The sequence below is a fragment of the Ovoidimarina sediminis genome (assembly GCF_032586175.1).
In the GTDB taxonomy this organism is placed as follows: domain Bacteria; phylum Pseudomonadota; class Alphaproteobacteria; order Rhodobacterales; family Rhodobacteraceae; genus Ovoidimarina; species Ovoidimarina sediminis.
Genome location: NZ_JAWHTE010000002.1, coordinates 88,813 through 106,444, shown reverse-complemented (window position 1 = coordinate 106,444; position 17,632 = coordinate 88,813). Strand labels below are relative to the sequence as shown.

The window sequence follows — 17,632 nt, the reverse complement described above, 5'->3', positions numbered from 1 at the left end:
GGCTCCCCAGGATATTTCAGGGCCACATGAAGCCCTGGTCAGGAGCCCAGGACGAGCGTCCACCAAAGCTTGCCGTTCTCTTCCTGGAACCAGTCGAAGCCCATGCGGGTGGCGCGGGAATCGAGGAGCAACGAACGGGTGTAATCCTCGCTCATCCAGGCCGACAGCGTCTCGGTCTCATTCTCATAGGTTTCCGAGATGGCCTCGCCCACGAAGTACCCGTCATATCCGGTGCGGGCCACGCGGTCGATCGGCGACGCGAGGTTCGAACCGAAATGCCAGGGCCGGTTCTGGAGCGCCATGTCGCGGGCATGGGTGGCGGCAGCGGCGTTGAGGCGGGCATCCATTGTAACCTCGCCCACACCCGCCGCACGGCGAAGCGCATTTACGGAATCGAGCATCCTGATCTTGATATCGTCCTCGTCGCTCGCCCGGATCTTGTAGACGGTCGGAAGCGGAAGCCCGTCTGGCCCGATCTGGGGGCCGCGGATTTCGGAAGGAGAACAGGCGGTAAGAACCGCCAGCGCGGACAGGACGAGATAGGGCAGAAAGATACGCATCGATTGCCTTCTGGAAAAACTTGCCTCAGCGCCGGTCTTAGCCGGTTCGGTTGCCCCTTTCAAACACTGCGCGCGAAACCTTGCGCGTCGTCTGGCGTTGGCGTTGCGGGCGCGACGCTGTTTGATACACTTCGCCGCGATCCGAACCCGCAGCCTTTGAAGGATGTGACATGGAAAAGAAACTGACAGCGCTGAGCCGCCGGGCGTTTCTGGGCACCGCCGCGATCGGCCTTGCGACCCCCGCGATCGCCCAGGTGAACAGCACCGAATACGAGGCCGAGGTGGCACCCGACTGGGCCCCGATGGGCCCGGTTCGGAGGAATGCTTCGGGATTTCGCGCACAGGATTGGCAGCCTTACTTCTCGAACCTCAGGAACGGGGCGGTGCTTGTCGATATCTCTTCGCGCGCGCTGCATTTCTGGAGCGCGGACGAGAGCGTTTACAAGCTTTACCCCACCAGCGTGCCGATGACCGAGGACCTGACGCGGCGGGGCCGGACGAAGATCGTGCGCAAGGTCGTGGGCCCCGACTGGCGGCCGACGCCCTCGATGAAGAAGCGCAACCCCGAATGGCCCGATTACGTGCCGCCGGGGCCGGACAATCCGCTTGGCACCCATGCGCTGTACCTGTCCTGGACCTATTACCGGATCCACGGCACGCACGACACGCGCAAGATCGGGCGCCGGTCGTCGAACGGCTGTATCGGGTTGTACAATGAGCACATTGCCGAACTTTTCAGCCTGACGAAAAATGGCACCCAGGTGTTGCTAATTTGACGACAATGTGGCGCCACGGCACCACGAAATCATTGGAACCATTGCCGACTCAGCCGCGTTCTGGAAAGAGCAGCGGTCAAGGTGCGGTAACGCCGGCTGACGCGTCTGCTCTGGGTATGCCGGTAGATAACTATGGAGGACATCCATGAAGAATATCTTTGTTGCGGCCGCGTTTGCCGCTGCTGCCACCACCGCTTCGGCGGGCAGCATGGACGCTCCGGTGATGGAGCCGGAAGTGATTGTCGAGGAAGCCAGCGGATCCTCGGGCGGCGACATCGTCGTTCCGATGCTGCTTCTTCTGATCATCGGCGCGGTTGCGGCTAACTGATCGGGTCCGAACCGGACTGACATGAAAAAACGGGCGGTGGTTGATGCCACCGCCCGTTTTTCTTTGCCGACACTTGGGGTGCCGCGATCAGGCGGCCGGGGTGACCCAGCCCACGAGATTATCCTCGATCGCCTCGACGAGCGCCGCGATGTGGGCGTCGTCATCGTTGAGGCAGGGAATGTAGGTGAAACTTTCGCCGCCCGCCTCTTCGAAGCTTTCGCGGATCTCTTCGTTGATCTCTTCCAGCGTCTCGATGCAGTCGGCCGAGAAGGCGGGCGCGATGACCGCGATCTTCTTCTTGCCTGTCTCGGCGAGGCGCGCGACCTCTTCGACCGTGTAGGGCTTCAGCCACTCTTCGGGCCCGAAGCGGGACTGGAACGTCGTCACGATTTCCGTTTCCGGCCAGCCCAGGCGTTCGCGCAGGAGGCGCGAGGTTTTCTGGCACTGGCAATGGTAGGGATCGCCTTCCATCAGGTAGCGCTTCGGCACGCCGTGATAGGAGGCGACGAGCACGTCGGGGCGTTCATCAAGCTCCGCATAGGCGCGTTCGACGGACTGGGCGAGCGCCTCGATATAGGCCGGCCGGTCGAAATAGGCGGGGACGGTGCGCACCGTGGGCTGCCATTTCTCATCCAGGAGCGAGCGGAAGAATTCGTCGATCGCCGTGGCCGTCGTCGCGCCCGCGTATTGCGGGTAGAGCGGGAAGAACAGGATCTGGCGGCAGCCCTGGGCAGTGAGTTCCTGCACCTTCGACTTGGTGGACGGGTTGCCGTAGCGCATGCAGAAATCGACGGTCACCTCGTCGCCGTAGCGTTCGGTGAGCGCGGCGCGGATCTTCTCGGTCTGCGCCTTGGTGATCGTCATCAGGGGGCTTTCGCCCTTGTCGTGGTTCCAGATCGACTTGTAGGCCGCGCCGGACGAGAAGGGACGCTTCGTCAGGATGACGGCCTGCAGGAGCGGCTGCCAGATCCAGGGCGAGTAGTCGATGACGCGGCGATCGGAGAGAAACTCGTTCAGGTAGCGGCGCATCGACCAGTAATCGTAATTGTCCGGCGTGCCGAGATTGCCCACGAGAATGCCGATGCGGCGCTTTGGCAGGGGCGGATGATCCGCGGGCAGGTGTTTGGCGGTGTCTGTCACGGGCTTCGTCGTTTCAGCGTCGAACATATCGGCCTTCGCGGAATAAGGGTGGAAAACGTGGGTGTCTACATAGAGGGATAGGATGCGGCGTCAATCACCGGCGCTGGAACCGGGGCGGGCATCGGGGCGGGCGGGATCGCCCGTGTTGCGTTCCTCGGTGCCGAGCGCGTCGGCGAGCCGTTGTGCCGCGCTGCCGGGACGGAGGGGTTTGGGTTGGCTGTCGTCGGGGGCCCAGCCGGTGAGAAAGACGATTTCGAACGTCGCCGTAATGCCGCCTCCGGGGGCCGGGAAGTGTTCGGCGTAAAGCGCGGTTGCATGGGCCAGAATGGCGCGGCTGAGGGGCCGCCGGTCGCGGGCGGCCAGGGCGTTCGTCTCTCCCATCCCGCGCAGGTCATGCAGGAGATGAGGCAGGTCGCGATAGGTGACGGTGAGGGTTTCGGCATCGGCGACGGGAAGCGCGAAGCCCGCCCGCTGAAGGAGCGCGCCCAGATCGCGGATCTCGCCCATCGGCGCGATTCGGGGGGAGAGGCCGCCGCGGAGGGCGGTTTCGGCCTCTGCCAGCACGCGGCGGAGTTCCTGCAACGTCTGCCCGGCGAACAGCGCGGCGAGGCAGAGCCCGTCTGGGCGGAGCGCGCGGCGAAGCTGGATGAGCTGGCCCACGGGATCGTCGGCCCAGTGGAGGGCGAGCGCATGGATCGCGAGATCATGCGCGCCGGGCGCGAGATCGAGGAGTTCGGTGTCGGGGATGCAGCGCGCGCCGGGCCGCGCGCCTTCCCAGAGATCGGGATAGGGTGTCACGATGGCCGGCGCCGTAAACGTTTTGTTAACCGCAGCGAGCCTTTCCTCGATCTCGTCCCGGACCCGGGTGTGCAGGAAGACATCCTGCCCCTGCGCGCGGCGGGCGCGGCGGCGGTGGCTGTCGAGGGCCTTTCGGTCGGTGAGCGGGGCGTTGGTCATGGCGCGGACCCTAGTGCGGGGGGCGGAGAATGCAAAACGCTCTGAAGCTTCTCTACCCCGATCAATGCGTGGGCTGCGGAGAGCTTGTGGATTCGCCTCACGGGCTTTGCGGCCCGTGCTGGCTGAAGACCCCGTTCATCGAGGGGCTTGTCTGCGATGCCTGCGGGGAGCCGCTTCTGGGCGAGGCGGCGGGGGCGCGGGCCTTGTGCGACGCCTGCCTCGTGACCCATCCGCCCTGGGCGCGGGGACGGGCCGCGCTGGATTACCGCGAGGGGGCGCGGCGGCTGGTGCTGGGGTTGAAGCACGGCGACCGGATGGATCTGATTCGGCCCGCTGCGGGCTGGATGGCTGAGCGGGGGCTGCCGCTTCTGACGGAGGGCACGTGCCTTGTGCCCGTGCCGCTGCACTGGACGCGGCTTTTTCTCAGGCGGTTCAACCAGGCCGCGGCGCTGGCGGGCGCGCTTGCGCGGATCTGGGACGTGAAGGTTCTCCCCGACGCCCTGCTGCGCACGCGGCGGACCCGGGCGCAGGAGCGCATGACTGTGGAGGAGCGTCGTGCGAACATGGCCGGGGCGCTGGCCATGAACGCCCGCAGGACGGGTGCGATCCGGGGCCGTCCGGTTCTTCTAGTCGACGATGTGATGACATCGGGCGCGACACTGGGCGAGGCTTCACGCGTTCTTTACCGGGCGGGAGCGTCCGAGGTCTCGGTTCTGGCACTGGCGCGCGTTGTAAAGGGCGGGTCACACGTTATATGAGCGCTCGAAAGGCCCTGTTCCATGAGCAACATCGAAATCTACACGTCGCCCCTTTGCGGGTTCTGCCACGCCGCCAAGCGGCTTCTGACCTCGAAGGGCGTGAGCTTTTCGGAGATCGATGTGAGCCGCGACCCGGATCTGCGGCAGGCTATGATGGCGCGCGCGAACGGGCGCAGCAGCGTGCCGCAGATCTTCTTCGGCGAGACCCATGTAGGCGGGTGCGACGATCTGTTCGCGCTTGAGCGGGCTGGCAAGCTGGACGGGATGCTGGCAGGCTGACCCCATGCGGGCAGCCCTTGTTCAACTCAACTCTTCCGACGATCCGATGGCGAACCTCGCCGGTACGCGGGCGCGCGTGGACGAGGCCGCGACGGAGGGCGCGCGGTTCGTCCTGACGCCCGAGGTGACCAATTGCGTGTCCGCCAGCCGGACGCGGCAGTTGGAGGTTCTGACCACCGAGGCGGAGGATCCCACTCTTGCGGGGCTGCGGGAGCGGGCGGCGGCGCACGGCATCTGGCTTCTGATCGGGTCGCTTGCGCTGAAGGCGGAGGACGCGCCGGTGCCCTTCGTCAACCGGTCGTTCCTGATCGGGCCGGATGGGCGGATCGCGGCGCGCTACGACAAGATCCACATGTTCGATGTCGATGTCTCGGAGACCGAGACCTACCGGGAATCGGCGGCCTTCCAGCCGGGGAATCGTGCCGTGCTGGCCGAGGTCGACGGGGTGCGGGTGGGGCTGACGATCTGTTACGACCTGCGATTTCCCGCGCTCTACCGGCGGCTTGCGGAGGCGGGGGCCCAGATCCTGACCGTGCCCGCCGCCTTCTCGCCCGGGACCGGGCCGGATCACTGGGAACCGCTTCTGACCGCGCGCGCGATCGAGACCGGGGCCTTCGTTCTGGCGCCGGCGCAGTGCGGCCGTCACGCCGCGGCGCAGGGCCGGGCGCGTGAGACCCATGGCCACAGCCTTGCGGTCTCGCCGTGGGGCCGGGTCATGACCGACATGGGGGCGCGACCCGGTGTCGCGCTGGTTGATCTGGATCTGGGGCTTGTGGGACAGTCGCGCCGCCGCGTGCCGTCGTTGTCGCACGGGCGCCCATTCGAAGGACCCTGATGTCGAAAACGGACGATTCGCTGGCGGTTGCCCTTTTCAGCGAGATCCTCATGGCGGATCAGCTGGCGCGCGCACGCCTGTCGAAGGCGTTGCCGAAGGGGATGGAACTGTCGCACTTTTCCGTGCTGAACCACCTTGCCCGCGCAGGGGGCGAGCGTACGCCGGCCCAGCTGGCCCGCAGCTTTCACGTCACCCGGGGGGCGATGACCAACACGCTGTCGAAGCTCGAATGGGCCGGGCATATCCATATCAGCCCGGACTGGGAGGATGCGCGGCGGAAGCTCGTGTCGATCAGCCCATCGGGCCGCCGGGCGCGGGAGGCGGCGCTGGCCGCGATCGCACCGGTGATCGGGCAGGTCGTCGAGGATATCGGGGCGGACCGGGTGCGGGCCGTGCTGCCGATCCTGCGCGAGATCCGGAAGGGTTTCGACGAGAGTGGCGGGGCGTGACGGGAGGGGGCGCTGCCCCCGCCGCGCGTGCCGCGCGCCTCCCCCGGGATATTTACGGCCACATGAAGGGGCCGGGTTACGCGGCGGGGCGGGCGGCGGCGATGTAGTTAACCGACAGGTCACGGTCGGAGAGCGCCCAGTCGCCGGTCAGGGGGTTGTAGACCATGCCCTGCCGGTCGACCGGGGTGAAGCCCGCACCGGACATAAGGCCCGACAGCTCGTCTGGCGTGATGAACTTCGCCCAGTCATGGGTGCCTTTCGGGACCCAGCGGAGGATGTATTCGGCGCCGACGATCGCGAGCGCCCTGGCTTTCGCGGTGCGGTTGAGCGTCGAGAGGAGAAGAAGGCCGCCCGGGCGGATCAGGCGGCGCAGCGCCGCGAGAAAGGCCGCAGGATCGGCCACGTGTTCGATGATCTCGAGCGCCTGCACTACGTCGAACGTGGCGCCGGTTTCCGCCAGCGCCTCGGCGGTGGTGTGACGGTAATCGATCTTCAGCCCCGTGAGGCGGGCATGGGCCGCCGCCACCTCGATATTGGTGGGTGCGGCGTCGGCGCCCGTCACGGCGGCGCCGAGGCGCGCGAGCGGTTCGGCCATCAGCCCGCCGCCCGAACCGATATCGAGCACCTCGAGCCCCGCGAAGGGACGGGACGATGAAAGATCACGCCCGAACTCCCCCGCGATCTGGCGGGTGACGTAATCGAGCCGGCAGGGGTTCATCCGGTGCAGGGGGCGGAAATCGCCGTCGGGATCCCACCAGTCGCGGGCCATGCGTTCGAATTTCGCGACTTCATCCGAATCGACCGTTGTGGCAGGGCTAGGCATTCAGGGCTCCGGAAAATCGGTGTGCGGTTCGCTCTCGAAGGCGGGGGCGTTCAGGGCTATATAGACCAAGATGGACAAGGTGGCAGCCTCCAGAACTGCGGGTCAGTTCCTTTACCCCGCCCTCGACCCCTACGATCAGCGGATGCTGAACGTGGGCGATGGCCACCGGATCTATGTGGAACAATGCGGCAATCCCGAAGGCGTGCCCGTGATCGTCCTGCATGGCGGGCCCGGCGGCGGATGCAGCCCGGCGATGCGGCGCTATTTCGACCCCGCGCATTACCGGGTGATTCTGTTCGACCAGCGGGGTTGTGGCCGGTCGCGACCCCATGCGAGCGTCGAGGCGAACACGACCTGGCATCTCGTGCGCGATATCGAGCAGATCCGCGAGACTCTGGGGATCGAGAACTGGCTTGTCTTCGGCGGAAGCTGGGGTGCGACGCTGGGGCTTGTCTATGCCCAGAGCCATCCCGACCGGGTGGTACACCTGATCCTGCGCGGCGTCTTCCTGATGACGAAGGCGGAGCTTGACTGGTTCTACGGCGGCGGAGCGGGGAGTTTCTGGCCCGACGTCTGGGCGCGCTTCGCCGAGATGGTGCCCGCGGACGAGCGGGGCGACCTGATCGGGGCCTATCACAGGCGGCTGTTCTCGGGCGACCTGATGCAGGAGACGCGGTTCGCGCGGTCCTGGGCGAACTGGGAGAACACGCTGGCCTCGATTTCGAACGACGGACCGGCGGGGGAGAGCCCGGCGGAATATGCGCGCGCCTTCGCGCGGCTCGAGAATCACTACTTCGTCAATGGCGGGTTTCTTGAGGAAGACGGGGCGATCCTGAAGCGGGCCGGTGTTCTGGCCGAGGTGCCCGGCACGATCGTGCAGGGGCGCTATGACATGATCTGCCCGCCCGTTTCGGCCTGGAAGCTGCACGAGGCCTGGCCCGCATCGCGTTTCGCGATCGTGCCGCGGGCCGGGCACGCGCTGTCGGAGCCGGGAATCAGTGCGCAGCTTGTGCGGACGACGAATGCGCTGAGGCACAACCTGAGCCCCTTGGGCGAGGGCCGGGGGGCGCGGGCATGAGCCGGAAGCCACCCCTGCGCCGGATCGACCGACGGAGCCTTATCGGCTCGGGTGCGCTGGCCTCGCTTCTGGCGGCGAGCGGCGTTGCGGCGGATGCGGCGCCGCGGCCGGGCGGCGTGTTGCGGATGGCTGTGCCGGGCTTCGGCGTGCTGGCTGGGATCCTGAACGATGCGCTGGGAGAGACGCTGACGGCGCTGGGCCCGACCGGGGCGCTGCACCCGGGGCTTGCGAGCGCGTGGCAGGGTTCGGACGGCGGGGCGGCCTGGCGTTTTGCGCTGGCGGAGCGGGTGTTTCACGACGGCACTCCTCTGACGGCGGATCACGTGGCGGCGGTGCTTCAGGGCCGGGTTGCCGGCGTGCGGCGCATCGAGGTGCGGGATGCCGCGGCGGTTCGGTTCCTGCTGGACCGGCCGGATCCCGATTTTCCGTTTGCACTGGCCGATCCGGCCCATGCGATCCTGACCGGGGAGAGCGGGCTTACCGGCACCGGGGCGTTCCGGGCGGTGACGACCGAGAGAGAGGCGGGGCTGAGGCTTGCGCGCGTCGAGGGGCGTGGGCGGGCCTGGTTCGACGGGCTTGAGATCCTGCATGTCAGGAAGCCTGACGCGCGGCTCGAGGCGCTGATCAGCGGACGGGTGGATCTTGCGCTCGACCTGGATGCCGAGGCGCAGAAGGCGCTTTTGCGGCAGCGGCGGCTTGGGATGACGGCGGTGTCGCATCACGCGCCCCTGCGTGTCGTCGCGGCAGAGGGCGCGCCGGACTGCGCGCAGTGCCTTGCGAGAGGCGAGGTGCCGGCGGCAGCGGCGTCGCGGCCCCTGTCGCTGTCGCTTGCGCCGGAGGCGGCGGAGTTTGCCGGGGCGGGCGCGCTTGTGAGCGCGCTTGTGCGGGCGGCGGATGACGCGGGGCTGACGCTGGCCCCGGGCCCTGCCGAGAGCGATCTTCGGATCGCCGCGGGCGCACCGGAGGCCGGGGCGAAGATGCAGCTTGGGCACAGCGTGGATCTGGGGTTTGTGGCCCCGCCCGATGCGCGCCGGATCGCGGGGCGCTGGTTCTTCACCTGACCTCTTGCGGATTCGGGGGGGCGGGCGTATATGCACCTCAATAGCGGTGCTTCGGCTTCCACCCCCGAGGCTCCACCGGACACCACCGACGGGCCGCTGGCCCGTTTTTTTGTTCCTGGACCCAACCCATGTCCGACCTTGTGGCCAAAGCCAGCATGGACCGGCGCCTTGCCGAGATCATCACCCCTGTCATCGAGGACATGGGGTTCGAGCTTGTGCGCGTGCGCTACATGGGTGGCAAGACGGCGACGGTGCAGATCATGGCCGAGCGTCCCGATGGCGGGATCGAGGTGGACGACTGCGCCGAGATCTCGACGGCGGTGAGCGCGACGCTCGATGTCGAGGACCCGATCGAGGATGCCTATAACCTTGAAGTTTCGAGCCCCGGGATCGACCGGCCGCTGACCCGGCTGAAGGATTTCGAGACCTGGGAAGGCTATGAGGCGAAGCTGGAGACGGCCGAGCTGATCGACGGGCGGCGTCGCTTCAAGGGCACGCTGCAGGGCGTCGAGGGTTCCGAAGTGCTGATCGAGATCGAGGTGAATGGCGAGCCTGTGACGATCGGCCTGCAGTTCGACTGGCTGTCGGACGCCAAGCTTGTGCTGACCGACGACCTGATCCGCGACGTGCTGCGCGCCCGGAAGGACGCCGGCGAGGTGGACGAAAAACAATTCGACGAGATTGAAACCATCATCGATGGGGACGAGGAGACCTGAAGATGGCGATTACTTCCGCAAACCAGCTGGAACTTCTGCAGACGGCCGAGGCCGTGGCGCGGGAAAAGATGATCGATCCCGCGCTGGTGATCGAGGCGATGGAAGAGAGCCTCGCGCGCGCCGCGAAGAGCCGCTACGGCGCCGAGATGGACATTCGCGTGTCGATCGACCGGAAGACCGGCAAGGCGACCTTCACCCGGGTGCGGACGGTGATCGACCCCGAGACCGAAGAGCTTGAGAATTACCAGGCGCAGCTGACGCCCGAGCAGGCGAAGCAGTATCTGGACGATCCGAAGCCGGGCGACACGATCGTCGACGAGGTGCCCCCCGTGGACATGGGCCGGATCGCCGCGCAATCGGCGAAGCAGGTGATTCTGCAGAAGGTGCGCGAGGCGGAACGCGACCGGCAGTACGAAGAATTCAAGGACCGCGCGGGCACGATCATCAACGGTGTCGTCAAGCGCGAGGAATACGGCAACGTCATCGTCGACGTGGGCACGGGCGAAGGCGTGCTGCGCCGGAACGAGAAGATCGGGCGCGAGGCCTATCGCAACGGCGACCGAATCCGCTGTTACATCAAGGATGTGCGGCGTGAGGCGCGGGGGCCGCAGATCTTCCTCAGCCGCACGGCGCCGGAATTCATGGCTGAACTTTTCAAGATGGAAGTGCCGGAGATCTATGACGGTATCATCGAGATCAAGGCCGTGGCCCGCGACCCGGGTAGCCGGGCGAAAATCGCCGTCGTGTCCTACGACAACTCGATCGACCCCGTGGGGGCCTGCGTGGGTATGCGAGGCAGCCGGGTTCAGGCCGTCGTGAACGAGCTTCAAGGCGAGAAGATCGACATCATCCCGTGGAACGAGGATGCGCCGACCTTCCTTGTGAACGCGCTGCAGCCCGCCGAGGTGACGAAGGTCGTTCTCGACGAAGAGGCCGAGCGGATCGAGGTGGTGGTGCCCGAGGAGCAGCTGTCGCTGGCGATCGGGCGTCGTGGCCAGAACGTGCGGCTTGCGAGCCAGCTCACCGGCCTCGACATCGATATCATGACCGAGGAAGAGGAATCGCAGCGCCGCCAGGCCGAATTCGAGGAACGCACGAAGCTGTTCGTCGATACGCTCGACCTTGACGAGTTCTTCGCGCAGCTTCTGGTTTCCGAAGGCTTCACCTCGCTGGAAGAGGTGGCCTATGTCGAGCTTGACGAACTTCTTGTCATCGACGGGGTGGACGAGGATACCGCGAACGAGCTTCAGGCCCGGGCGCGCGATTTCATCGATGCGCAGAACGCGAAGGCGCTGGAGAACGCGCGTGCGCTTGGCGCGCAGGACAGCCTTATTGCATTCGAGGGCCTCACGCCCCAGATGGTGGAGGCACTTGCCAAGGACGACGTGAAGACGCTGGAAGACTTCGCGACCTGCGCCGACTGGGAACTTGCCGGGGGCTGGACGGTTGTCGATGGTGAGCGCATCAAGGACGATGGCGTTCTGGAGCCCTTCGACGTGAGCCTCGAAGAAGCGCAGAACATGGTTATGACCGCACGGATCCAGCTTGGCTGGGTCGACCCCAACGATCTTGTCGAAGAGGAAGAGGCCGAAGGGGAAGAGGGCGTGGCCGAAGAGGAGGCGGGAGCCTGATCTCGGGCTCCCGGTCTTTGTGCCCATGTCCCGCGGTGGACAGGCCAAGACGCGAGCAGCGCCCGAGCGGCGCTGCATCGCCACGGGCGAAAGCCAGCCGGCGGCGGGGCTGATCCGCTTCGTCGTGGGCCCGGACGGGGCCGTGGTGGCCGATGTGCTTGGCAAATTGCCGGGCCGCGGCATCTGGGTGAGTGCCGATCGTGCGGCGCTGGAGCGCGCCGTTAAGGGAAAGCTGTTTTCCCGGGCGGCGCGGGCACAGGTGACGGTGCCGGACGGGCTGATCGACGGTGTCGAGGCGGCTTTGGCACGGCGCGTGATCGAGTTGATTTCGATGGCGCGCAAGGCGGGCAGGGCCGTTGCGGGCTATGAGAAGGTGAAGAACTGGCTTGAGACGGGCGAGGCCCGGGTTCTGTTTCAGGCCTCTGACGGGTCGGAGCGCGGCAAGAGCAAGCTTCGGCCACCCGACGGGAAAGACTCGTTTTTTGGCGTTTTGACCGCGTCAGAATTGGGTTTGTCCTTCGGGCGGGAACATGTGATACATGCGGCGCTTGCCGCGGGCGGACTCGCAGATCGGGTCATCGAAGACGCCCAGCGGCTTTCGGGCGTTCGCGGGAAGACAGACGGCGGACAGCCCGCCGGAAAGGCTAGTAGGACGTATGAGCGATAACGACGGCAAAAAGACATTGGGGCTCCGCGGCGGTCCGCGCTCCGGTCAGGTGAAGCAGAGCTTCAGCCACGGCCGGACGAAGAACGTCGTCGTCGAGACCAAGCGCAAACGCGTGGTCGTGCCGAAGCCGGGTGGCGCGGCCACCCCGGCGCAGAAGACGGACGGCGCGAAGCCGTCGGCCGGGGATCCGTCAAAGCGGCCCGCGGGCATCTCGGACGCCGAACTGGAGCGCCGGATGAAGGCGCTTGCCGCCGCGAAGGCGCGCGAGACCGAAGAGGCTGAACAGCGGGCGGCGGAAGAGCGTGCCCGCGAAGAAGAACGCGAACGCCGCCGCGCCGAGGCCGAAGCCAAGGAACGCGAAGAGCGCGAGCGCGAGGAAGCGCTGAAGCGCAAGGCCGAGGAAGAGGCGAAGGCCGCCGAGGCCGCCGCGAAGGCGAAGGCCGCCGCAGAGGCGCCGCCGCCCCCGGCCGCCGATGCCGCTGCCGCGCCGCGCGCCGCAAAGCCGGCGGCGGCCCCGCGCAAGACAACGGAACGCGAAGACCGCGAACGTCAGCGCCAGCAGAAGGGCCGCGACGATGGCGGCCGCCGCGCGGGCAAGCTGACCCTGAACCAGGCGCTTTCGGGCGGCGAGGGCGGGCGGCAGCGTTCGCTTGCCGCGATGAAGCGCAAGCAGGAGCGCGCGCGCCAGAAGGCGATGGGCGGAGCCGTCGAGCGTGAAAAGGTCGTCCGGACCGTGCAGTTGCCCGAGGCGATCGTCGTTTCGGAACTGGCGAACCGGATGTCGGAGCGGGTGGCCGACGTTGTGAAGGCGCTGATGCAGAACGGCATCATGGCGACCCAGAACCAGACCATCGACCAGGACACCGCCGAACTCATCATCGAGGAGTTCGGGCACAGGGTTCAGCGGGTTTCGGATGCCGACGTGGAACAGGTCATCGACACCGTCGAGGACAGCGACGCGGATCTGGAGCCCCGGCCCCCGGTCATTACCGTCATGGGCCATGTCGACCACGGCAAGACCTCGCTTCTCGACGCGATTCGGAACGCCAAGGTGGTGGCCGGCGAAGCGGGCGGGATCACCCAGCATATCGGCGCCTATCAGGTGGAGCAGGGCGGCAAGCTTCTGACCTTCCTGGATACGCCAGGCCACGCGGCCTTCACCTCGATGCGCGCCCGGGGCGCGCAGGTGACGGATATCGTTGTGCTGGTGGTGGCCGCGGACGACGCGGTGATGCCGCAGACCGTCGAAGCCATCAACCACGCCAAGGCGGCCAAGGTGCCGATGATCGTGGCGATCAACAAGATCGACCGCCCCGATGCGAACCCCGACAAGGTGCGGACCGACCTTCTTCAGCACGAGGTGATCGTGGAGAAGATGTCGGGCGAAGTGCAGGACGTCGAGGTCAGCGCCATCAACGGCACCGGGCTTGAGGATCTTCTGGAGGCGATTTCGCTTCAGGCCGAGATCCTCGAACTGAAGGCCAACCCGAACCGCGCCGCACAGGGCGCCGTGATCGAGGCCCAGCTTGACGTGGGCCGCGGCCCCGTTGCCACGGTTCTCGTGCAGAACGGCACGCTGCGCCAGGGCGACATCTTCGTCGTCGGCGAGCAATGGGGCAAGGTGCGTGCGATGGAAAACGACAAGGGCGAGCGCGTGAAGGAAGCGGGCCCGTCCGTTCCGGTCGAGGTGCTTGGCCTCAACGGCACGCCCGAGGCGGGCGACGTTCTGAACGTCGTCGAGACCGAGGCGCAGGCCCGCGAGATCGCGGAGTACCGCGCCAATGCCGCGAAGGAAAAGCGCGCGGCGGCGGGGGCTGCCACGACGCTGGAACAGCTTATGGCGAAGGCCAAGGAAGACGAGAACGTGGCCGAGCTGCCGATTCTCGTCAAAGCCGACGTGCAGGGCTCTGCCGAAGCCATCGTTCAGGCGATGGAGAAGATCGGCAACGACGAAGTGCGGGTGCGCGTTCTGCATTCGGGCGTGGGCGCGATCACCGAAACGGATGTGGGGCTTGCGGAAGCAAGCGGCGCGCCGGTCTTCGGTTTCAACGTCCGGGCCAATGCGAGCGCGCGGAACACCGCGAACCAGAAGGGCGTGGAAATCCGCTATTACAGCGTGATCTACGACCTGGTGGATGACGTGAAGGCGGCGGCGAGCGGCCTTCTGTCGGCCGAGGTGCGCGAGAACTTCATCGGCTACGCCGAGATCCGCGAAGTCTTCAAGGTGTCGGGCGTCGGCAAGGTGGCGGGCTGTCTGGTGACCGAGGGCGTTGCGCGCCGGTCGGCGGGCGTGCGGCTTCTGCGCGACGACGTGGTGATCCACGAGGGCACGCTGAAGACGCTGAAGCGCTTCAAGGACGAGGTTGCCGAGGTGCAATCCGGCCAGGAATGCGGGATGGCGTTCGAGAATTACGACGACATCCGCCAGGGCGACGTGATCGAGATCTTCACGCGTGAAGAGGTGGAGCGGACGCTCGAGTGATCTTTACGCAAAGCTGACAATGAATTGCGGGCGGCCATTGGGCCGCACGTTTTGATTTCCGCTTCATCCCGGAAGCTGGAAGGCGGGTGCGAAGCTGAGGTTGCCACCTGTCGTCAGCTCCGTCATTCGCAGCTCCTTCATGGGCTGATAGTCCGGGTCTTCGTACCAGGCCTTCGCGGCGTCCATCGACGGAAACTCGAGCACAACGTGCCAGTTGCCGTCGAGATCGCCCTCTGCCTTGTCCGGGGCGTTGGTTGCGACGAGAACGCCGCCGCCATGCTTCTGGATAACGGGGAGCGTGCCGGGGATGTATTCGGCGAAATACCGGTCGAAATCGGTAACGTGCAGGTTGACGATCACATAAGCCTTGTCGGGCATTGCTTACACCTTTCTCGTGCTGAAATGCTTTGGCAGGCTAGTCGTGCGAGGCGGGCCGCGTCGACCCCGAAATCACGGACGTCTGTCGCCATCGTCGCCCGAACCAATGGCGCCCGGGATATTTCCGACCACATGAAGGTGGGGTCAGAGCCAGTCGCGCAGGAACGGGATCAGGGGGATGTCGGCGGGTGGCATGGGGTAGTCGCGCAGATCCCTGGCGCGGACCCATTTCAATGCCTGGCCTTCGCGGGAGACCGGCTGACCCTCCCACTTCCGGCAGGCGTAGAGCGGCATCAGGAGGTGGAAGTCATCATAGCTGTGGCTGGCGAAGGTGAGCGGGGCGAGGCAGGACGTCCAGGTTTCGATCCCGAGTTCTTCATGGAGCTCGCGGATCAGCGCCGCTTCCGGGGTTTCGCCCGGTTCGACCTTGCCGCCGGGAAATTCCCAGAGCCCCGCCATGGATTTGCCTTCGGGGCGCTGGGCGATCAGCACGCGCCCGTCAATGTCGATCAGCGCGACGGCCGAGACGAGCACGGTTTTCACGAGCGGTAATCCGCGTTGATTTCGATGTAGCGTTTGGTGAGATCGCAGGTCCAGACGGTGGCCGCGCCGTCGCCAAGGCCAAGATCGACGGTGATCTCGATCTCGTCGCGCTTCATCTGGCGCGCGCCGTCTTCTTCACGGTAGCTGGCGGCGACCCAGCCCTTTTCGGCCACGAGCACATCCCCGAAGCGGATCGTCAGAAGATCGCGATCGGCCGCCGCGCCGGATTTGCCGACCGCCATGACGATGCGGCCCCAGTTCGGGTCTTCGCCCGCGATGGCCGTCTTGACGAGGGGGGAATTGGCGATCGAGAGCGCGACCTTGCGGGCATCCGCGGTGTTGGTGGCGCCGGAGACGGTGACGGTGACGAACTTCGTCGCCCCCTCGCCATCGCGGACGATCTGGTGTGCGAGATCGCGCAGCACTTCGAAGAGCGCATCCGCGAAATCCGCGTTGCCGGTGACATCGATGCCCGAAGCGCCGGTGGCGGCGCAGATTACGGTGTCGGACGTCGAGGTGTCGCTGTCGACGGTGATGCTGTTGAAGCTTCGCTCGTTCGCGTCGGCCAGCATGGGCTGGAGTGCGTCGAAGCCGATGCTGGCGTCGGTGAAGACATAGGCGAGCATCGTCGCCATGTCGGGTGCGATCATGCCCGACCCCTTGGCGAAGCCCGCGATGGTTACGGCCGTGCCCGCCACATCGACCGTGCGCACCGCGCCTTTCGGAAAGGTATCGGTCGTCATGATCGCGCGGGCCGCCGCCTCGAAGCCCGCCGGGGCGAGGGCTGCGGCCATTTCGTCCAGCTTAGCGGTGATCCGGTCATGTGGCAGGGGTTCGCCGATCACGCCCGTCGAGGCGGTGAAGACGCGCGCCTCTGCCACGCCGGTGGCGGCCGCGACCGCTTCGGTGATCGCGCGCACCGAGGCCGCACCGTTGGCGCCGGTGAAGGCATTGGCGTTGCCGGAGTTCACGAGGATCGCCGCGCCGCCGTCCTGGCCCTGCCCGAGTTTCGCCTGACAGTCGAGCACGGGCGCGGCGCGGGTGGCCGAGCGGGTGAAGACGCCGGCGATGGTGGTGCCCGGCGCGAGACGGGCGAGCATCACGTCATCGCGGTTCTTGTAGCGCACGCCCGCGGCGGCCGCCGCAAGCTCGACCCCGGCGATGGCGGGTATCGCGGGAAAGCCCTCGGCAGGCGCGAGGGGCGAGATCATTGGTCGAGAAGGCTCGCGTCGCTCAGCACCGATGCGGGGATCGTGCCAGCGTCGGCGCGGGTGATCTCGGCCCCGTCGGTGGCGCCGCTGATCAGCGTTTCGATGGCGCCGCGCTGAATTTCCTGTGCCAGCGTGCCGCGCACCTCGTCAAGCGTGGGCGCATCCTTCTGGCGCGTTTCGTTCAGCTTGATGACGTGCCAGCCGAACTGTGTCTGCACGGGGCCCGCGACATCGCCGGCGGCCATCGCCACGACGGCCTCTTCGAATTCGGAGACCATCATGCCCTTGCCGAACCAGCCGAGTTCCCCGCCATTGGGGCCCGAGGGGCCGGTGGAATGATCGCGGGCCATCTGGGCGAAATCGGCGCCGCCCTCGATCTCGGCCTTGATTTCGGCGGCCAGTTCCTCGGTTTCGACGAGGATGTGGGAGGCGTTGAATTCAACCTCCGCCGTGCCTTCGGTGTATTGCGCGTCATAGGCGGCCTGCAGCGCCTCTTCCGTGACGGCATCCTGCGTCGCCGCGCGCACCGCCTCGCCCACCAGAAGGACGCGGCGTTCGTTGTCGAGCGCGTATTGCCCGGCCTTCGACAGACCGTCGACATCGGAGGCCACGGCGGCCTGCTGGATCAGCTGTTCAAGCAGCCCTTCGAACAGCATGTCGTCCGGCAACTGGCGATACTGATCGGGCAGAGAGGACTTTGCCACGATCATGTGTCCCACCGTGATGTCGTTGCCGTTGACGGTGGCAACCACGGTATCGGCGGTTACATCCTGGGCGCTGGCCTGCGTGGCAAGGAAAAGGCCAGCGGCAAGCGCGGCTGGGCGGCAAAAAAACATCTGAAATTCCTCTCTCGTGCCGCGATGCCTCGCGACGTTGACACCATAGGTTCGGCCCCTTACATCGCGTTTGTCTGAAACGAGGGGCCGCCGTTTCCCCACCTTCTATGATTGGCGGCACGCG

At 66.5% G+C, this 17,632-nt stretch carries 20 protein-coding genes; 12 read left to right on the top strand and 8 right to left on the bottom strand.

The genetic code is table 11. From position 1 onward, the window contains the following. Positions 1–38: 38 nt before the first annotated feature. Entirely contained in the window at positions 39–560 is a 522-nt protein-coding gene (dalA, locus tag RXV90_RS03455; protein WP_316646896.1) for a divisome-associated lipoprotein DalA, read from the bottom strand. A gap of 170 nt (positions 561–730) precedes the next feature. Here dalA and RXV90_RS03450 point away from each other — a divergent pair, with 170 nt between their 5' ends. Both RXV90_RS03450 and RXV90_RS03445 read left to right on the top strand, forming a co-directional pair. Continuing rightward, complete coding sequence (locus RXV90_RS03450; protein WP_316646895.1) at positions 731–1,336, top strand: L,D-transpeptidase; 606 nt, start codon at positions 731–733, stop codon at positions 1,334–1,336. Between the two features lie 145 nt (positions 1,337–1,481). After that, positions 1,482–1,664, top strand: coding sequence for a hypothetical protein (locus tag RXV90_RS03445; RefSeq protein WP_316646894.1), 183 nt, complete (start codon positions 1,482–1,484; stop codon positions 1,662–1,664). Positions 1,665–1,751: 87 nt separating this feature from the next. Here the strand turns inward: RXV90_RS03445 and hemH are convergent, their stop codons facing one another. Then, on the bottom strand, positions 1,752–2,831 hold the full coding sequence (gene hemH / locus RXV90_RS03440) for a ferrochelatase (protein WP_316646892.1): 1,080 nt from the start codon (positions 2,829–2,831) through the stop codon (positions 1,752–1,754). A gap of 63 nt (positions 2,832–2,894) precedes the next feature. After that, on the bottom strand, positions 2,895–3,761 hold the full coding sequence (locus tag RXV90_RS03435; protein WP_316646891.1) for a methyltransferase domain-containing protein: 867 nt from the start codon (positions 3,759–3,761) through the stop codon (positions 2,895–2,897). Between the two features lie 29 nt (positions 3,762–3,790). Here RXV90_RS03435 and RXV90_RS03430 point away from each other — a divergent pair, with 29 nt between their 5' ends. The 4 genes from RXV90_RS03430 to RXV90_RS03415 are packed head-to-tail and all read left to right on the top strand — an operon-like array spanning position 3,791 to position 6,082. After that, positions 3,791–4,519, top strand: a complete 729-nt coding sequence (locus RXV90_RS03430; protein WP_316646890.1) for a ComF family protein — start codon at positions 3,791–3,793, stop codon at positions 4,517–4,519. A gap of 21 nt (positions 4,520–4,540) precedes the next feature. Beyond that, positions 4,541–4,798 (top strand): glutaredoxin 3, encoded by a 258-nt coding sequence (gene grxC / locus RXV90_RS03425; RefSeq protein ID WP_316646889.1) that lies wholly within the window; start codon positions 4,541–4,543, stop codon positions 4,796–4,798. Between the two features lie 4 nt (positions 4,799–4,802). Then, the gene (locus RXV90_RS03420) at positions 4,803–5,633 is read left to right on the top strand and encodes a carbon-nitrogen hydrolase family protein (protein WP_316646888.1); all 831 of its coding nucleotides are present in this window, start codon (positions 4,803–4,805) and stop codon (positions 5,631–5,633) included. Further along, on the top strand, positions 5,633–6,082 hold the full coding sequence (locus RXV90_RS03415; protein ID WP_316646886.1) for a MarR family winged helix-turn-helix transcriptional regulator: 450 nt from the start codon (positions 5,633–5,635) through the stop codon (positions 6,080–6,082). The genes RXV90_RS03420 and RXV90_RS03415 overlap by 1 nt, the downstream gene beginning before the upstream one ends. A 76-nt stretch (positions 6,083–6,158) precedes the next feature. On the opposite strand, the gene ubiG is transcribed toward RXV90_RS03415, so the two are convergent. Beyond that, the gene (gene ubiG, locus RXV90_RS03410; RefSeq protein ID WP_316646885.1) at positions 6,159–6,905 is read right to left on the bottom strand and encodes a bifunctional 2-polyprenyl-6-hydroxyphenol methylase/3-demethylubiquinol 3-O-methyltransferase UbiG; all 747 of its coding nucleotides are present in this window, start codon (positions 6,903–6,905) and stop codon (positions 6,159–6,161) included. Between the two features lie 70 nt (positions 6,906–6,975). Between ubiG and pip the strand changes: the two genes are divergently transcribed. The 6 genes from pip to infB all read left to right on the top strand — a co-directional run bounded on the left by pip (position 6,976) and on the right by infB (position 14,540). Further along, positions 6,976–7,983 (top strand): prolyl aminopeptidase, encoded by a 1,008-nt coding sequence (gene pip / locus RXV90_RS03405; RefSeq protein ID WP_316646884.1) that lies wholly within the window; start codon positions 6,976–6,978, stop codon positions 7,981–7,983. Further along, positions 7,980–9,044 carry an ABC transporter substrate-binding protein gene (locus tag RXV90_RS03400; protein ID WP_316646883.1) on the top strand — a complete coding sequence of 355 codons (1,065 nt, stop codon included), beginning with the start codon at positions 7,980–7,982 and terminating at the stop codon, positions 9,042–9,044. The genes pip and RXV90_RS03400 overlap by 4 nt, the downstream gene beginning before the upstream one ends. 128 nt (positions 9,045–9,172) lie before the next feature. Next, positions 9,173–9,760: a ribosome maturation factor RimP gene (rimP, locus tag RXV90_RS03395; protein WP_316646882.1), complete on the top strand. Its 588-nt coding sequence runs from the start codon at positions 9,173–9,175 to the stop codon at positions 9,758–9,760. Positions 9,761–9,762: 2 nt separating this feature from the next. Beyond that, a complete protein-coding gene (gene nusA, locus RXV90_RS03390) occupies positions 9,763–11,391 on the top strand; it encodes a transcription termination factor NusA (protein WP_316646881.1) in 1,629 nt (542 codons plus the stop codon). 25 nt (positions 11,392–11,416) lie between these two features. Further along, a complete protein-coding gene (locus tag RXV90_RS03385; protein ID WP_316646880.1) occupies positions 11,417–12,058 on the top strand; it encodes an RNA-binding protein in 642 nt (213 codons plus the stop codon). Further along, positions 12,048–14,540, top strand: coding sequence for a translation initiation factor IF-2 (gene infB, locus RXV90_RS03380; protein WP_316646878.1), 2,493 nt, complete (start codon positions 12,048–12,050; stop codon positions 14,538–14,540). The genes RXV90_RS03385 and infB overlap by 11 nt, the downstream gene beginning before the upstream one ends. A gap of 63 nt (positions 14,541–14,603) precedes the next feature. Here the strand turns inward: infB and RXV90_RS03375 are convergent, their stop codons facing one another. From RXV90_RS03375 to RXV90_RS03360, 4 genes are all read right to left on the bottom strand, one after another. Then, positions 14,604–14,918, bottom strand: coding sequence for a DUF1330 domain-containing protein (locus RXV90_RS03375; protein WP_316646876.1), 315 nt, complete (start codon positions 14,916–14,918; stop codon positions 14,604–14,606). Between the two features lie 144 nt (positions 14,919–15,062). Beyond that, a complete protein-coding gene (gene mutT / locus RXV90_RS03370; protein WP_316646874.1) occupies positions 15,063–15,461 on the bottom strand; it encodes an 8-oxo-dGTP diphosphatase MutT in 399 nt (132 codons plus the stop codon). Beyond that, positions 15,458–16,672 (bottom strand): bifunctional glutamate N-acetyltransferase/amino-acid acetyltransferase ArgJ, encoded by a 1,215-nt coding sequence (gene argJ, locus RXV90_RS03365; RefSeq protein WP_316646872.1) that lies wholly within the window; start codon positions 16,670–16,672, stop codon positions 15,458–15,460. The genes mutT and argJ overlap by 4 nt, the downstream gene beginning before the upstream one ends. Continuing rightward, on the bottom strand, positions 16,669–17,508 hold the full coding sequence (locus tag RXV90_RS03360) for a peptidylprolyl isomerase (RefSeq protein ID WP_316646871.1): 840 nt from the start codon (positions 17,506–17,508) through the stop codon (positions 16,669–16,671). The genes argJ and RXV90_RS03360 overlap by 4 nt, the downstream gene beginning before the upstream one ends. Positions 17,509–17,632 lie beyond the last annotated feature (124 nt).

What these genes read in the sequence shown, in the direction of transcription:
- RXV90_RS03360 (WP_316646871.1), bottom strand. Translation starts at nt 17,508, where the DNA reads ATGTTTTTTTGCCGCCCAGCCGCGCTTGCCGCTGGCCTTTTCCTTGCC.
- RXV90_RS03420 (WP_316646888.1), top strand. Translation starts at nt 4,803, where the DNA reads ATGCGGGCAGCCCTTGTTCAACTCAACTCTTCCGACGATCCGATGGCG.
- RXV90_RS03450 (WP_316646895.1), top strand. Translation starts at nt 731, where the DNA reads ATGGAAAAGAAACTGACAGCGCTGAGCCGCCGGGCGTTTCTGGGCACC.
- RXV90_RS03445 (WP_316646894.1), top strand. Translation starts at nt 1,482, where the DNA reads ATGAAGAATATCTTTGTTGCGGCCGCGTTTGCCGCTGCTGCCACCACC.
- grxC (WP_316646889.1), top strand. Translation starts at nt 4,541, where the DNA reads ATGAGCAACATCGAAATCTACACGTCGCCCCTTTGCGGGTTCTGCCAC.
- pip (WP_316646884.1), top strand. Translation starts at nt 6,976, where the DNA reads ATGGACAAGGTGGCAGCCTCCAGAACTGCGGGTCAGTTCCTTTACCCC.
- infB (WP_316646878.1), top strand. Translation starts at nt 12,048, where the DNA reads ATGAGCGATAACGACGGCAAAAAGACATTGGGGCTCCGCGGCGGTCCG.
- RXV90_RS03400 (WP_316646883.1), top strand. Translation starts at nt 7,980, where the DNA reads ATGAGCCGGAAGCCACCCCTGCGCCGGATCGACCGACGGAGCCTTATC.
- RXV90_RS03385 (WP_316646880.1), top strand. Translation starts at nt 11,417, where the DNA reads ATGTCCCGCGGTGGACAGGCCAAGACGCGAGCAGCGCCCGAGCGGCGC.
- RXV90_RS03375 (WP_316646876.1), bottom strand. Translation starts at nt 14,918, where the DNA reads ATGCCCGACAAGGCTTATGTGATCGTCAACCTGCACGTTACCGATTTC.
- RXV90_RS03430 (WP_316646890.1), top strand. Translation starts at nt 3,791, where the DNA reads ATGCAAAACGCTCTGAAGCTTCTCTACCCCGATCAATGCGTGGGCTGC.
- hemH (WP_316646892.1), bottom strand. Translation starts at nt 2,831, where the DNA reads ATGTTCGACGCTGAAACGACGAAGCCCGTGACAGACACCGCCAAACAC.
- nusA (WP_316646881.1), top strand. Translation starts at nt 9,763, where the DNA reads ATGGCGATTACTTCCGCAAACCAGCTGGAACTTCTGCAGACGGCCGAG.
- RXV90_RS03415 (WP_316646886.1), top strand. Translation starts at nt 5,633, where the DNA reads ATGTCGAAAACGGACGATTCGCTGGCGGTTGCCCTTTTCAGCGAGATC.
- dalA (WP_316646896.1), bottom strand. Translation starts at nt 560, where the DNA reads ATGCGTATCTTTCTGCCCTATCTCGTCCTGTCCGCGCTGGCGGTTCTT.
- ubiG (WP_316646885.1), bottom strand. Translation starts at nt 6,905, where the DNA reads ATGCCTAGCCCTGCCACAACGGTCGATTCGGATGAAGTCGCGAAATTC.
- rimP (WP_316646882.1), top strand. Translation starts at nt 9,173, where the DNA reads ATGTCCGACCTTGTGGCCAAAGCCAGCATGGACCGGCGCCTTGCCGAG.
- RXV90_RS03435 (WP_316646891.1), bottom strand. Translation starts at nt 3,761, where the DNA reads ATGACCAACGCCCCGCTCACCGACCGAAAGGCCCTCGACAGCCACCGC.
- argJ (WP_316646872.1), bottom strand. Translation starts at nt 16,672, where the DNA reads ATGATCTCGCCCCTCGCGCCTGCCGAGGGCTTTCCCGCGATACCCGCC.